General features: G+C 60.4%; 11 protein-coding genes. 6 read left to right on the forward strand and 5 right to left on the reverse strand.

Annotated features, from left to right (window positions below; all coding sequences use genetic code 11):
* Positions 1-58: 58 nt before the first annotated feature.
* Complete coding sequence (gene metE, locus P3T24_RS12470) at positions 59-2,350, reverse strand: 5-methyltetrahydropteroyltriglutamate--homocysteine S-methyltransferase (protein WP_429434923.1); 2,292 nt, start codon at positions 2,348-2,350, stop codon at positions 59-61.
* Positions 2,351-2,459: 109 nt separating this feature from the next.
* Here metE and P3T24_RS12475 point away from each other — a divergent pair, with 109 nt between their 5' ends.
* The 6 genes from P3T24_RS12475 to P3T24_RS12500 all read left to right on the forward strand — a co-directional run bounded on the left by P3T24_RS12475 (position 2,460) and on the right by P3T24_RS12500 (position 10,351).
* A complete protein-coding gene (locus tag P3T24_RS12475) occupies positions 2,460-3,374 on the forward strand; it encodes a LysR family transcriptional regulator (protein ID WP_429434925.1) in 915 nt (304 codons plus the stop codon).
* A 33-nt stretch (positions 3,375-3,407) separates the two neighbouring features.
* Positions 3,408-4,679 (forward strand): HD domain-containing protein, encoded by a 1,272-nt coding sequence (locus tag P3T24_RS12480; protein WP_167379429.1) that lies wholly within the window; start codon positions 3,408-3,410, stop codon positions 4,677-4,679.
* 154 nt (positions 4,680-4,833) lie between these two features.
* A complete protein-coding gene (locus tag P3T24_RS12485; protein ID WP_429434928.1) occupies positions 4,834-6,231 on the forward strand; it encodes a glutamine synthetase family protein in 1,398 nt (465 codons plus the stop codon).
* 24 nt (positions 6,232-6,255) lie between these two features.
* Positions 6,256-7,647, forward strand: a complete 1,392-nt coding sequence (locus tag P3T24_RS12490; RefSeq protein ID WP_074269274.1) for an aldehyde dehydrogenase family protein — start codon at positions 6,256-6,258, stop codon at positions 7,645-7,647.
* A gap of 24 nt (positions 7,648-7,671) precedes the next feature.
* Complete coding sequence (locus P3T24_RS12495) at positions 7,672-8,835, forward strand: iron-containing alcohol dehydrogenase (RefSeq protein ID WP_133893896.1); 1,164 nt, start codon at positions 7,672-7,674, stop codon at positions 8,833-8,835.
* A gap of 37 nt (positions 8,836-8,872) precedes the next feature.
* Complete coding sequence (locus P3T24_RS12500; RefSeq protein WP_429434930.1) at positions 8,873-10,351, forward strand: M81 family metallopeptidase; 1,479 nt, start codon at positions 8,873-8,875, stop codon at positions 10,349-10,351.
* Between the two features lie 2 nt (positions 10,352-10,353).
* On the opposite strand, the gene P3T24_RS12505 is transcribed toward P3T24_RS12500, so the two are convergent.
* The 4 genes from P3T24_RS12505 to P3T24_RS12520 all read right to left on the reverse strand — a co-directional run bounded on the left by P3T24_RS12505 (position 10,354) and on the right by P3T24_RS12520 (position 15,120).
* A complete protein-coding gene (locus P3T24_RS12505; protein ID WP_074267069.1) occupies positions 10,354-11,325 on the reverse strand; it encodes a LysR family transcriptional regulator in 972 nt (323 codons plus the stop codon).
* Between the two features lie 197 nt (positions 11,326-11,522).
* Complete coding sequence (locus tag P3T24_RS12510; RefSeq protein WP_074267070.1) at positions 11,523-12,497, reverse strand: substrate-binding domain-containing protein; 975 nt, start codon at positions 12,495-12,497, stop codon at positions 11,523-11,525.
* A gap of 74 nt (positions 12,498-12,571) precedes the next feature.
* Positions 12,572-13,603 (reverse strand): ABC transporter permease, encoded by a 1,032-nt coding sequence (locus P3T24_RS12515; protein WP_074267071.1) that lies wholly within the window; start codon positions 13,601-13,603, stop codon positions 12,572-12,574.
* The gene (locus tag P3T24_RS12520) at positions 13,600-15,120 is read right to left on the reverse strand and encodes a sugar ABC transporter ATP-binding protein (RefSeq protein WP_074267072.1); all 1,521 of its coding nucleotides are present in this window, start codon (positions 15,118-15,120) and stop codon (positions 13,600-13,602) included. Before P3T24_RS12520 ends, P3T24_RS12515 begins: the two co-directional genes overlap by 4 nt.
* Positions 15,121-15,292 lie beyond the last annotated feature (172 nt).

A 15,292-nucleotide genomic window follows, 5' to 3' on the forward strand; every position in this document is an offset into this window, starting at 1 on the left:
TGGCCGGTTTCGGTTTCCCCGCCGTTCAAACATGGCGTGGATTCAAAAAAAGGAGCCCTTAGGCAGAAGCGCGCAGCTTCTTCGCCGCTGCCACCATGTTGGTCAGCGCCGGAATGACTTCTTCCCACTGACGCGTCTTCAGACCGCAATCCGGATTCACCCACAGGCGTTGCGGCGAAATGCGCTCCGCTGCCTTCTTCATCAGTTGAACGATGTGTTCTTCGGTCGGGATGTTGGGCGAGTGAATGTCGTACACGCCCGGGCCGATTTCGTTCGGGTAGTTGAAGTTGTCGAAGGCGTCCAGCAGTTCCATGTCCGAGCGCGAGGTTTCGATCGTGATCACGTCGGCGTCCATATCGGCGATGGACGAGATGATGTCGTTGAACTCCGAATAGCACATATGGGTGTGGATTTGCGTTTCGTCATCCACACCATTGGCGGTGATACGGAACGATGCTACTGCCCAGTCGAGATATTCACCCCATTGCGATTTACGCAGTGGCAGACCTTCGCGCAGAGCTGCTTCATCGATCTGGATCACGCGCACGCCGGCCTTTTCGAGGTCCAGCACTTCTTCGCGGATCGCCAGAGCCAACTGATAGCACGACACCGAACGCGGCTGGTCGTCACGCACGAACGACCAGTTCAGGATCGTGACCGGGCCGGTCAGCATGCCCTTCATCGGCTTGCTGGTGAGCGACTGCGCGTACTTGATCCACTCGACCGTCATGGCCTTCGGACGGCTGATGTCGCCGAACAGGATGGGCGGCTTCACGCAACGCGAACCATACGACTGCACCCAGCCGAACTGGCTGAACGCGTAGCCGTCGAGCTGCTCGCCGAAGTATTCGACCATGTCATTACGCTCGGCTTCGCCGTGCACGAGCACGTCCAGACCCAGAGCTTCCTGCTCGCGCACGCTACGTTCGATTTCGGCGCGCATCGCAAGTTTGTAACCGGCTTCGTCCAATGCGCCGCTCTTGAACTGGCTGCGCGCATGGCGGATCGTGCCGGTCTGCGGGAACGAGCCGATCGTCGTGGTCGGGTAAGCGGGCAGGTTCAGCAATGCGGCTTGCTTGTCAGCGCGTGCCGGATAGGCGTTCTTGCGCTGGCCCAAGGCCGGATTGATCTTCGCGAGGGCGGCTTTGACAGCGGGGTTGTTCACGCGCGGCGATGCGCGGCGAGCGGCAATCGCGGCACCGTTAGCCGCCAGCTCTGCCTTCACCGCGTCGCGACCGTTGTTCAGCGCGGTAGCCAGCACCTTCAGTTCGCCCAGCTTTTGCAGCGCGAAGGCGAGCCACGAGCGGACTTCCGCATCCAGCTTCTGTTCGCTTGCCAAGTCCACCGGCACGTGTAGCAGCGAGCACGACGGTGCGATCCAGAGGCGCTCGCCCAGTTGCTTCGCGACCGGCTCGAGCCAGTCCAGCACGCTGTTGAGGTCCGTCTTCCAGATGTTGCGGCCGTTGATCACGCCGAGCGACAGCACGCGGTCCTGCGGCAATTGTGCAATCACGGTGTCGACTTCGGCGCGCGCATTGATCGCATCCAGATGCAGGCCTTGCACCGGCAGCTTCACAGCCAGCGAGAGGTTGTCGAGCAGCTGGCCGAAGTACGTCGCCAGCAGCAGCTTGACCTTGCTGTTTGCGAGAGCCTGGTAGGCGGTGACATACGCTTGCTGCCATTCAGCAGACAGTTCGGTCACGAGAATCGGCTCGTCGATCTGCACCCATTCGACACCTTGCGCTGCCAGCGTGGCCAGCAGTTCAGCGTAGACTGGCAGCAGACGCGGCAGCAGGGCGAGCTTGTCGGAATCGTCCTTGGCCTTGCCGATTGCCAGATAGGTCACGGGGCCGATGATCACCGGCTTGGCCTTGACGCCTTGTGCCTTGGCTTCGCCCAGTTGTTCGAGCAGACGCGATGCATCCAGTTTGAATTCGGTGCTGGCGCTGAACTCGGGGACGATGTAGTGATAGTTGGTGTCGAACCATTTGGTCATCTCACCGGCGGCAACACCACCGCAGCAGGCAGCGTGGTCTTCGGCACCTTTGGCCGAACGGCCGCGGGCGACGCGGAAGTAGTTGTCGAGGGTATCGCCATGGAAGCCTTGCACCCGTTCCGGCAGGTTGCCGAGGGTGAAGCTCATGTCCAGCACCTGATCGTAAAAGGCGAAATCGCCGACGGCCGCAAAGCCTAGGCCGGTCTGGTTCGTCCAGTGACGCTCGCGCAACTGCGCGCCCAATGCCTTCAGTTCGCCGAGCGAGGACTCGCCTTTCCAGTAGGACTCGAGCGCGAACTTCAGTTCGCGCTTTGCGCCGATACGGGGAAAGCCTAGATTGTGTGTCGTTGCCATCGTGTCGCCTTGATTCGGTCGGTTGCGGATCAGAGCATCCTAACGAAGGCGTCTTATGAAGTAAAATGGTGATAATTCACCTAACCATTAGTTTCGCTCATGTGCAATCATGCTTGAGAGAGTTCATCTGGCCATCGTCCAGGCCGTGGACAAGCACGGCTCGCTGACCGCGGCGGCGGAGATCCTGTGCGTGACGCAGTCGGCACTCAGCCACTCCATGAAGAAACTGGAGCAGCAGCTGGGGACGGATATCTGGTTGCGCGAGGGGCGTAGCCTGCGTTTGACCCAGGCCGGTCAATACCTGCTTGCGGTAGCTAACCGCCTGCTGCCGCAACTGGATCTCGCCGAGGAGCGCCTCAAGCAGTATGCACAGGGCGAGCGGGGCGCGCTGCGTATCGGCATGGAGTGTCATCCCTGCTATCAGTGGCTGCTCAAGGTGGTCTCGCCCTACCTCGCGCGCTGGCCGGACGTGGATGTGGACGTCAAACAGAAATTCCAGTTCGGCGGGATTGGCGCGTTGTTCGGCTATGAGATCGACCTGCTCGTGACGCCGGATCCGCTCTACAAGCCGGGTTTGCGTTTCGAACCGGTGTTCGACTATGAGCAGGTGTTGGTGGTGAATCGCGAGCATCCGCTTGCCAACGTCGAGTATGTGAAGCCGGAGCAGTTGACGCGAGAAGTGCTGGTGACTTACCCGGTAGAGACCGACCGGCTCGACATCTATAATCAGTTTTTGATGCCGGCAGGTGTCACGCCCCGTCGCCATAAGGCGATCGAGACCACCGACATCATGCTGCAGATGGTGGAAAGCGGCAGGGGCGTCGCAGCGCTGCCGCGCTGGCTGGTGGAAGAATATGCCGGCAAGATGAGTCTTGTCCCGGTGCGGCTTGGGCGAAAAGGCATCGCCAAGCAGATTTTCCTGGGCGTCCGCGAAACCGACATTGAAATCGATTACCTCAAGGCCTTTATCGAGCTGGCGCGCAAGCCGGCGGTGGCTTTGACTGAAACACAGGACACGCCATGACACAGTCTCCCGAACGCTCCGCGCTCTACGCACATGCTGCTACGCGACCCCATCCACGGTGATATCGAACTCGGCAGCCTCGAGACCGCGATTCTCGATCTGCCGGTGATGCAGCGGCTGCGCGGCATCAAGCAGCTTGGTACGGCGCACCTGGTTTATCCCGGAGCGCTGCATACGCGCTTCGATCATTCCGTCGGCGTCTGCGCGGTAGCGCATCGTATCGTGGCGAGTCTGCGTCGCTCGGGGCTGCAGGTTCCCGCCGAACTGGAAGATGCGATTGGCGTTGCCGCGTTGCTCCACGACGTCACGCATGTGCCGTTCGGCCACACACTGGAAGACGAGCGCCGGCTCTTCGCGCGGCACGACAAAGGCTCGCGCCTCGCGGACATGTTCGCGGGCGAGCTTGGACATGCATTGGACGGCCTGGGCATTCGCGATGCCGTGGGCAGTCTGCTTGGCCTGCCATCGCCTGAAAGTGTGCCTCATTGGGCAAAAGACATTGTCTCGGGCAGCATCGACGCCGACCTGCTCGACTATCTCCGCCGCGACAGCTTCTTTGCTGGCCTGTCCCACGATTACGATGACCGGATCTTCCGCTGCTTCGCCGAGCACGACAACCGTCTCGTGATCCGACTCGCCAAGCATGGCATGGACCGTTCCGACGCCCGTTCGGAAATCATCGGCGTGCTCCGGCTGCGCTACTTCCTGACCGAGCGTGTCTACTACCACCACACCAAGGTCGTGGCGGGCGCGATGATTTCGAAATCGGTGGAGATCGCGCTCGATCATGGCGTACTCGTCGAAAGCGATCTGCTTGAACTTAACGACTGGACATTGCTGGACCGTCTGGCGCGTTGCGGTATCGCGGATGCCGCCGCCCTCGCGCGCCGCACGTTGAATCGCGATCTGCTCAAACGCGGCTACGTGGTCTCTGGCCGCAGCGTGCCGCCCGCATTGCGAAAGGATTGGGTGGCGCGATATCACGTGTCGCACACGCAGCGCGCGCAAACCGAGAGGGAGCTGGCAGAGAAACTGGGTGTGCCCTTCGCGGATGTCGTGTTGTACTGCCCGGCATTGACCGCCATGAAGGAAGCCGCCGTGCCCGTCGAAACCAGTCGCGGCCTCGAGCTTCTGAACGACGCCGGCAGCGGCACCACCACGGAAATATGCGCACTGCAGGACCGGTATGCGGACCTCTGGCGCTTCTACGTATTCGTTCCGGCAGAGGCAGTCGGGCGCGCCGCGCCGATTGCCTCTGAGATGTTCCAGACGCCGTGTGAACTCCACATTGCAGCCCGCGTTTGAGAAAAGCGCCGCTCGCATGTGACCTCACAGCGCCGAGCATTACCGCAGCCGATCATCGCCATAAAGAATAACGATTGTTGTTGATCTGGAATTTTCTCGTTTCTAGGATGGGTCACCGTAACAAGTACAAGCCGGCAACGCGGGGAGACTGAATATGGACGCGCAGGTGAAGCCAGAACGAGCAATCAGGACAGTAGAAGATGCGATTCGCCTGGTGGAGGCGAGCCGGCTGACGCATATCAAGGTCGGCTTATCCGACGTCGACGGCATTCTGCGCGGCAAATATCTGCGGAAGGATAAATTCCTCGGGGCCCTGCGTTCAGGGTTCGCATTCTGCAATGTCGTACTGGGCTGGGACGTGGATGACCAGATGTACGACAACACGAAGTATACGGGCTGGCACACCGCTTATCCGGATGCTCTGGTACGCATCGTGCCGGAAAGCTGCCGGCGTTTGCCGCTTGAACAGGGCGACGGCGAAGACATGTTGTTTTTCCTGTGCGAATTCGTAGAGGATGCCGAAGCAATCTGCCCGCGAGGCTTGCTGAAGCGCGTATTGAAGCGCGCAGCGGATATGGGATTCGAAGCTTTTTCTGCACTCGAATATGAATTCTTCATGTTCGACGAGACGCCGCATTCGGCGCGTGAAAAAAATTATCGTGGCCTGAAAAACTGGACCCCTGGCAACTTTGGCTATTCGGTTTTGCGCAGCACGGTTGAGGGCGATTTCTACCGGCAATTGCTCGATTTGTGCGAGCAGATGGATATGCCGATCGAGGGCCTGCATACCGAAACCGGTCCAGGCGTGCTGGAGGCCGCCCTCGCGGTGGACAAGGCGTCCGATATGGCGGACAAGGCTATCCTGTTCAAGACTTTTACCAAGGCGCTGGCCCAGAAGAACAATCTGATGGCCACCTTCATGGCGAAATGGTCGCACGACCATCCGGGACAGAGCGGTCATATCCACGTCTCGTTGCGCGAGATCGGTACTGGAAAGTCGGTGTTCCACGACGCAGGTCGTCCTCACAACATGAGCGCGAAGCAGGCCAATTTTATGGCGGGCGTACAGCGCTATCTGCCCGAATTCATGTCGATGTTCGCGCAGACCGTGAATAGTTATTCGCGTCTGGTGCCGGGCTACTGGGCCCCGCTCGATGCAACCTGGGGCGTGGAAAATCGAACCACGGCGTTGCGGCTGATCCCGGGTTCGGAGAAATCGCAGCGCGTTGAAGTGCGCATCGGTTCGGCCGACGCGAATCCCTATATCGCGCTGGCAGCCGCGTTGGGCGCTGGTTTGCGTGGTATCGAGCAGGGCCTGGAGCCAGAACCGATCGTCCAGGGCAACGCTTATACGCAAGAGTTTCCAGCCCATCTGAGATTGCCCAACACCCTGTGGGATGCCGCACAGCGACTGCGCAACTCCGAAGCCGCGAAGGCCCTGTTTGGCGAAGCGTTCGTCGAGCACTTTGTCGCCACTCGCGAATGGGAAGAGCGGCAGTTCCGTCGGCATGTGACCGATTGGGAATTGGCACGTTACTTCGAGATTATCTGAGTCCAGGAATCCAGGCCCACCATGATGAAAGATGAGTTGATTACCATTAGCCCGATTGACGGCAGCGAATTCGTGCGCCGCCCTTATGCGAGCGAGTCGCAGATCGGGGAAACGCTGCAGCGTGCGCAGCTTGCCCAGAAGGCATGGGCTGCAACGCCGCTCTCGGAGCGGCTGGCACTCGTTGGCCGTGCTATAGATCACTTTGTCGAGAACAAGGCAGCTATCGCCGAAGCGATTACCCGACAGATGGGACGTCCGCTGCGCTACACCGCTGGTGAGGTAGACGGCTTCGCCGGGCGGGCGCGTCATATGATGGCGATTGCAGAAGATTCATTGAAGCCCGTTCAGGTGGAACCGCAAGCCGGCTTTACGCGGTTTATTTCGCGTGAACCGGTTGGCGTGGTGTTGACTATCGCGCCGTGGAATTACCCTTTGCTGACGGCGGTCAACAGTATTGTGCCGGCCCTGCTCGCAGGCAACACGGTGATTCTTAAGCACTCCGACCAGACGCCGTTGTGTGCCGAACTGATCCATCAAGCTTTTGTTCAGGCCGGAGCACCCGAAGGTGTATTCCAGTATCTGCATGTCGACCATGAACGTGTGCGTCGCTTGATACGCTCGAACGAGATCGGCTTTGTCTGCTTCACCGGTTCAGTTAGCGGCGGTCGGATCGTCGAGGAAGCGGCAGCAGGGCGCTTTATTGGCGTTGGGCTGGAGTTGGGCGGTAACGATCCGGCCTATGTGCGAAGCGACGCCAAGCTTGATCATGCAGTGGAGACGCTCGTCGACGGGGCCTTCTTCAATTCAGGCCAGTCGTGCTGCGGCATCCAGAGAATCTATGTGGCTCAGCCTCTGTACAAGGATTTTGTCGAGCGTGCGGTGGCGCTGACGAACCAATATGTATTGGGTAATCCGCTCGATGCGCAAACCACGTTGGGTCCAGTGGTGCGAACGTCGGCAGCGGATGGGGTGCGTTCAGTGATCGCCGAAGCACTCGCCAAAGGCGCCAAAAATCTGATCGCCGAAAGCCAGTTCGGCATGTCGCGCACTGGTACGCCGTATGTGGCGCCGGGTGTGTTCGTGGATGTCGATCACAGCATGACGCTGATGAACGACGAATGCTTCGGCCCGGTGGTGGGCATCATGCCTGTGTCGGGAGATGATCAGGCCATCGAACTGATGAACGACAGCCCCTACGGTTTGACCGCAGCTGTATTCACCACCGACGAAGAAGCCGCGCTATCGATCGGTCGGCGCGTCGAAACGGGTACGTTCTTTATGAACCGCTGCGACTATCTCGACCCGGCGCTCGCCTGGACCGGCGTGAAGAACACGGGCCGTGGTGCGACGTTGTCGGCGGTCGGTTACGAGCACCTGACGCGACCCAAATCTTTTCATCTGAAAACCGGCCTCTGACCGAGACCTTCGAAGGAATTTCGTATGTCACTTCCCTCCGTGAACTGGAATTACCCGACTGCGGTGAAGGTCGGTGCTGGCCGTGTGCGCGAATTGCCGCAATGGTGTGAGAGCCTCGGCATGCGCCGGCCGCTTCTGATCACCGATCCGGGTCTGGCGGCGTTGCCGCTCATCGGTAGCGTGCTCGATCACTGCCGGTCCGCCGGTCTCGAATGCGGGCTGTTTCACGATATCAAGGGCAATCCGACCGGCAAGAATGTCGATGATGGCGTGGCGATCTTCAAGGCCGGCGGTCACGACGGTGTGATCGCCTTCGGCGGCGGCTCGGCCCTCGACGCGGCTAAGGCCGTAGCGCTGATGGTTGGGCAAGAACGTCCGCTGTGGGATTTCGAGGACGTCGGCGATAACTATCTGCGCGTCAACGTGGCCGGTATGGCGCCGGTGGTGGCCGTACCGACTACTGCCGGAACCGGTTCGGAAGTCGGACGCGCTTCGGTGATCACCGACGACCACGCCCACGTGAAGCGGATCATCTTTCACGCGAAGATGTTGCCTGCGGTCGTTATTCTCGACCCTGAGCTGACGGTTGGCCTGCCTGCAAAGCTGACGGCAGCGACTGGCATGGATGCGCTCTCGCATAACCTCGAAGCCTACTGCTCGCCGTTTTATCATCCGATGGCCACAGGCATCGCGCTCGAGGGTATTCGTTTGATCAAGCAGTTTCTGCCGCGTGCGGTCAAGGATGGCCACGATCTCGAAGCGCGCTTGCAGATGCTGGTGGCGTCGAGCATGGGCGCTACGGCGTTTCAGCGTGGTCTCGGCGCGATGCATGCGCTGGCCCATCCGCTCGGTGCGTTATATGACGCTCACCATGGCATGCTGAACGCCATTCTGATGCCGTATGTGCTCAAGGCCAACGAGGCCGTCATCGCCGAGCGGATCGAATTGTTGGCGCGCTACCTTGAACTGGCGCAGCCGTCGTTTGCATCGTTCCTCGACTGGGTGTTGGCGATGCGCGAATCGCTGGGCATTCCCCATACGCTGAGTGAGATCGGCATCGGTGCGCAAGACGCGGCGAAGGTGGGCGAAATGGCGGTGGTCGACGGGTCCGCCGGGACTAACCCGATTCAGTTTAGTGCTGCAGACTACAGCCGCATTTTTGTAGCGGCAGTAGAAGGCATGTTGTAACGCCAGTCGCAACGAGTCGGTGTTATTGGGGGATGGCGTGGCAAGAATCGGGATTGGCGGCTTTCTACACGAGACGAATACCTTCGCCGCCAGCCGCGCGCGCTTCGCTACCTTCGTCGAAGCGGACGCGTGGCCCGGTTTGCTGGTTGGCGAGGAGATGTTCGGCGCGGTCTCGGGCGTGAATCTGGCAATCGACGGTTTTATCCGCGCTGCGCGGACCTCACATGAACTGGTGCCGCTATTGTGGGCTTCGGCAAATCCAAGCGGCCCGGTAACAGAAGACGCATTCGAAGCGATTGCCTTCATGCTCGACCGGATGATCCGCGATGCGGGTCCGCTAGACGCGCTGTTCCTCGATCTGCACGGCGCGATGGTGAGTGAACATCTGGAGGACGGCGAGGGCGAGTTGCTCCGGCGCTTGAGGCAAAGAGTCGGCGCCGCGCTTCCGATCGTCGTCGCGCTCGATTTCCACGCCAACATCACGCCCGCCATGTTCGAACATGCGAGCGGCCTGCTGGCATACCGCAGCTACCCGCATGTCGATATGGCGCAGACCGGGCAGCGTGCGCGGGAGTTAATGGACCGGTTGCTCGGCGGCAGAGTGCTGCACAAGGGCTACCGCCAATTGCCCTTCCTGATTCCCATGCCTTGGCAAAGTACCTTGGCTGAACCGATGCGCAGTCTGGTTGCACTCGGTGATTCACTGGCATCGGAACAGGTTTTTTCTGCCGAGTTTGTGCCGGGCTTTCCACTTGCCGATATTTATCACAGTGGACCGAGCGTGATCGCGTATGGTCACGATCGCAAGGCGGTCGAGCGCGCGGTCGAATCGTTGACGCAAGCTGTTCTCGCGAGGCAGGCCGATTTCGGTGGCCGTTTATATTCGCCCACGGACGCGGTTGCGTATGCGATTGAGCAGGGACTACGTGGGGAAGCCGGCGCTATCATCCTGGCCGATACCCAGGACAATCCTGGCGGCGGGGGGAGTGGCGATACGACCGATATCCTTCACGAACTGTTGCGGCAAAACGCGCAACGGGTTTGCGTCGGCGTAGTGTGCGACGCGGGATTTGCCGACGCGGCGACGTACGCTGGTGTTGGCGCTGTGATCGAGATCCCGCTCGGTGCAGCGAGTGGCATCGGGGCGCCGCCGCTGCAGGTGCCGTTTGAGGTGCTTGCGCTGGGAACGGGCCGTTTCACCGGCACAGGACCGTTCTACCTTGGCTGTCATATGGATCTCGGGCCCATGGCTCGGGTGCGTTGCGGTGGCCCCCTGGGCATCGAGGTCGTGGTATCGAGCCGCAAACAGCAAGCTGCCGATCGCGCCATGTTCCGCCATCTCGGCGCTGATCCGGCTGACTACCGCATTCTGGTTCTAAAGAGCTCGGTTCATTTCCGGGCCGACTTCGCCGAGCTTGCGGACGAAATTCTGGTGGTGGCCGCGCCCGGCGCCAATGCCGCAGACTTGCGGCAGTTACGCTACGAAAAACTGAGGCCCGGCGTCACGCTGCTTTGAAATCAGCCTAACACGATAGACGGCAGCAACCACGGCGCGTTGGCCTCGATGATTGGCAAGAAGCGATCCTTTAGCAATTGCACGCTGTCCTGAGCGAGTTGCTGCGGTAGCAGGCCTAGATCGTCTTGACGGGCAACCATGGTGAGTTCGCGAAAGAACTCCTCTCCGGGAACTGGCGCCAGGCGAAACGCCTGGGAGAACTGCCTATCTGCGGTCAGCCCCGATTGCAGCAAACACAGTGGCGTCGTGATGGTCCAGCCGGCATTGGCCATCACGAGAGACATGATCGCGAACGTGTTGTCGAGTTGCAGGCGCACGGGTGGCCGAAATCCCCATTTTTCCAGCTGCGTTTCGATACTTCGGCCTATTACGCTGGTATTGCTGTAGCGAATGAAGTCGTCTCTGACCTGCAGGCTGCGCAAAGAAGGAACCGCTCCTTTGAAATTGCTGGGCAACACCAGAACAAAGGGCTCACGCAGAATGCGCTGGCGGTACAGCGAAGGGTTTTTCGACACCACGTCATCGGAGATGATGATGTCGACCTTTCGCGCGAGCAACGCTTCGGCATGTTGATGCGATAGACCGGTCACCATCGACCAGTTGGCGGTGCGTTGCCGTATTGCGGCCAGCAACTCGGCGCCGATGCTGGTGGCCATGGAATCGACCAGTGCGATGCGAATGTGTTTGAGCGGTTCGCCGTGGGGCTTGTGGAACTCCTGACTCAAATGCCTGGCGTCGTCCAGCAGCGTAAGCGCGCGGTTATAAAACTGACGACCCACGGGTGTGAGCATCGGGGGACGCTGCGAGCGATCCAGCAATTGCAGATTGAGCGCCTGCTCCAGGTTCGATAAAGTTTGAGAGACGGAGGACTGTGTGATTTTGAGCCGCTGACCGGCAGCCGTCATGCCGCCGGATTCGACGATAAGCACGAAGACCTCGAGCGCCTTCAGATCGAAATTGATTCCATTTTGCATAAGACCGGCTGATTCGCCACGGGAGGTGGTCAGGAGCGGGTGAGGGGCGTGACGCTTCCAGGTAGTGTACTCGCCGTTAGCGATGGTAGAGAAATGTGGAACCTAAAGCGTGAAAAAAATGGATGTCCTTTGATCGCCTTGCCGTGCTGCAACAAGGCGATCGATCTCGGAGTGCATCATTCAGACTAAAGCCGGAACTAAAACTGCTCCTTGCCGAAAAGCGACTTCGCATTGTTCTGGTCGATACGCTGGGTCGGCACCGTGACATTGCGTGGCACCTCGGTCGCGCAGTCGATCAGGATCTTCTTGGCAAGTTCGAGCGCCTGCGCGGCTCCCGTGGGATAGGTGTAAGTCGCAGCCCATTGACCGTCCGCGACCGCGCGGATGCCGCCTGACGGCCCCGGCAAACCATCCGTGCCGATGATCTTCACCTGATCGGTCTTGCCAGCTTGCTTCGCTGCGATATATGCCCCCGCTGCCGCGAGATCGTTGCTGGTGTACACCAGTTTGATGTCCGGATGCGATTGCAGCATGGCGGAGAAGACGGTCACAGCCTGGTCTTCCATCCAGTCTACGGGCTGCACCGCGACGAGCTTGATCTTGGGATTCGCGGCAATGCCAGCCTTGAATCCTTCGAGTCGCTCAATGGCGGGCGACGAACTCGGCAGACCTTCGAGAATCGCCGCTTCGCCACCATCGGGCAGTAACGTCTTCGCTGCCCACTCGCCCGCTTCTTTCGCGATCTGACGGTTGTCCCCGCCCACGAAAGCCGTGTAGTTGTCGCCTGTGGTCTTGCGGTCGAGTTCGATCACGGGCACGCCGGACTTGTAGACGGCCGTTACGGCAGGCGTGAGCGGCGCGGCCTCGAACGGCGAGATCATCAGCAGATCGACGTGCTGGGTCTGGAAGTTCTCGACCTGCGACACCTGCGTGTTCACGCTGGCCTGTCCGTCCGCGATCACGAGCTTGAACTTCGGGTAGTTCTTCACGAGGCGCTCGAGCTCGTGATTGACGTGCTCGCGATACGGCTCCTTGAAGTTGGCCTGGCTAAAGCCGATCACGTAATCGTTATTCGGCCCGCACTCTTTCGCGAGCGGCGTACCCGCAGCCCACGCGCCGGAGGCGACAGCCGCGCCGGCAACAAGCAAAGTCGTCTGCAGAAGTGTTTTCATGTGTCCGTCTCCAAATCGTTTTGAAAGATGCCGGACGCAACTCCGATCTTCGCCGCCGGGAGCCGCGCGAGAGACTACCGCTTCGAACCTCCGCGGCCGACGACGTAGGTTTGCAGTGCTGCGGCGATCACGATGATTGCGCCCGTCGCGAGAAGCTGCATGGCGGCACTGACGTCATTGAGCTGCAGGATATTGGCGAGCGCCCCCAGCATGATGGCGCCTGCAATCGTGCCGATCATCGAACCGGCACCGCCGAACAGGTCGGTGCCGCCGATCACGACGGCGGCGATCGCGTTGAGCTCATAGCCCAAGCCGTCGTTAGGGCTACCGAATGAAAACTGTCCCGCGTGAACGATGCCGGCAATCGCGGAGGCGAAACCGGTGAGTGCGTAGACCGAGATCTTGATCGCGCTGACCGGAATGCCGGACAGACGCGCCGCCTTCTCATTGCCGCCGACAGCGACGACATAGCGCCCATAACGCGTGTTGTTAAGCAGGAACGCAGCGATGACCGCGAGCACCACGAACACCAGCGTAGCAACAGGGAAAACACCGCCGATTCTCTCGCCGAGCACCCCGAAGGCCGGTGGCGCGTTGCCAGGGCCCACGCCATATTGGATGTTGATGAAAGCGTTATTGGAGGCGATCAAAGCGAAACCGCGCGCTGCCTGCAGACCGGCGAGCGTGACGATAAACGCCTGAATGCGAAACGCGGTAGAGATGGCTCCCTGAATGGCGCCGAATATCACCCCCGTCACGACGACCAGTGACAACGTGCTCCAGAGCCCCCAGCCCTGGTTGATAAACAAGGTCGCGGTCAATACCGAGCAGAGTCCGAGCACCGCGCCAACGGAGAGATCGATGCCGGCCGCGATAATCACGAACGTCATGCCGAGCGCAAGAATGCCGGTTTCGGAGATCGACCGGATGATATTGGCGATGTTGTCGGGCGCAAGAAACAGGATGTGGCCGTGCCTGCGCGGCGAACAGATAATGCCGGCGGCCATCACGAGTATGAGTCCCAGCAGGCTCTGAAACCGGACTAGATAAGTGAGCAGGCCACGTGGACGGTCTCCGGCTGTCGTGGATGTCGGTGTCGTGCTCATGCGGCCAGTCCCTCCCCTTCACTGACGCGCCGGATCGCCTCTTCGCTGGGATTCGGGCCGAATTCCTGAATCGTCTGTCCTGCGTGCATCACAATGATCTTGTCGCACAGGCCGATCAGCTCAGGCAGTTCCGAGGACGCCACCAGCACGCCAAGCCCCTGTTCCGCGAGGCTGCGCAAGCGCCGGTAGATTTCAGCCTTGGCGCCGACGTCGACGCCGCGCGTCGGTTCGTCGAGCAGCAGCAAACCTGGATCGCTCATCAGTTCCTTGGCGAACACGACCTTCTGCTGGTTGCCGCCCGAGAGGTTGACGACCTTGGCTTCGGGGCGCCGCGGACGTACGTCGTAGTCTTCAAGGGCGCGGATCACCTCGCGCCGTTCGAGTGCACGTGAGACGAGGCCAAAGGGCGTGACGCGCTTTAGCGTCGACATTACTGTGTTCTGCGCGACGGTGTGATTGAGGATCAGTCCGGTGCCGCGCCGGTCGTCAGTGACATAAGCAATTCCCGCCTGACGGGCGGCCTTGATATGGCCGAGTGCAGTTGGCCGGCCACGCACTTCGACGAGTCCACGCCAATGTCCACTTGTGCCGAAGCCGTACAGGGTCGACAGGAGTTCTGTACGTCCCGCTCCCATGATGCCCGCGAGACCGACAATCTCGCCTTCGTGGACGGTCAGCGAAACATCGCGCGGCACCTGCCAGCCGACACGCGGGATGTTGGACTCGAAGGCAGCGTGTTCGAGTCGCAGGATCGGTGCCCCTATCTTTTCTGAGCGCGGTGGGAACAGATCGGAGAACGGGCGCCCGACGAGAAGCTGGACAAGCGTAGCTTGCGGCGCATCCGGGGCAGTCGTGCCGACCACGGCGCCGTCGCGCATCACCGTCACGCGGTGCGCGATGCGCGTCACCTCCTCAAGCCGGTGAGAGATATAAACGATCCCGACGCCGCGTTCGGATAGCTCTTTCACGACGGAGAAGAGATGGTCCGCTTCGACAGCCGACAAAGCGGCGGTGGGTTCATCCATGATGAGGATGCGTGCATTGGCCGACAAGGCTTTGGCGATCGCGACAAGCTGGCGCTCGCCCATCCGCAGGCTCGAAACCGGCAGACTGGCATCCAGCGACACGCCTGCATGAGCCAGCAGATCCTGCGCTTTGCGCCGCATGGCGGCGCCGGCCAGCACGCCCCAACGGGTCATTTCGTTGCCGAGGAACAGATTGCCCGCGATGTCGAGGCCCGGAACCAGATCGAGTTCCTGCGGGATCATGGCGATTCCCGCAGCATGGGCGTCGCGAGGGCTCGCGAAGTTCAGCGGATTGCCGTCGAGTTTGATGACACCTGCATCGGGCCGAACTGCGCCCGACAATACCCCCATCAACGTGGATTTGCCCGCGCCGTTTTCGCCGAGCAGAACGTGCACCTCGCCGGCCGCGACGTCGAAATCGACCCCCTTCAGCGCATGAACACCGCCGAAGCGTTTGCGGATTCCCAGTAATTCCAGGTGGCAAGCCGTCATGGCATGCCGGCGCGAGCTTGACGTACGGGCATACGCAGGTTCTTTTCCGGTGTAGGCGGGCGTCCCCAACGCAGGGGTTTGTTAATTCCTTACTTCCCCAACAAGCCTACGAAAAGCTAAGCGCTCCTACAAGCGCTTGCTTCTCGATACTTACCCTGATATTTGGCAAATG

It is taken from the genome of Paraburkholderia sp. GAS33, from assembly GCF_050436645.1.
Classification (GTDB): Bacteria; Pseudomonadota; Gammaproteobacteria; order Burkholderiales; family Burkholderiaceae; genus Paraburkholderia; species Paraburkholderia phenazinium_B.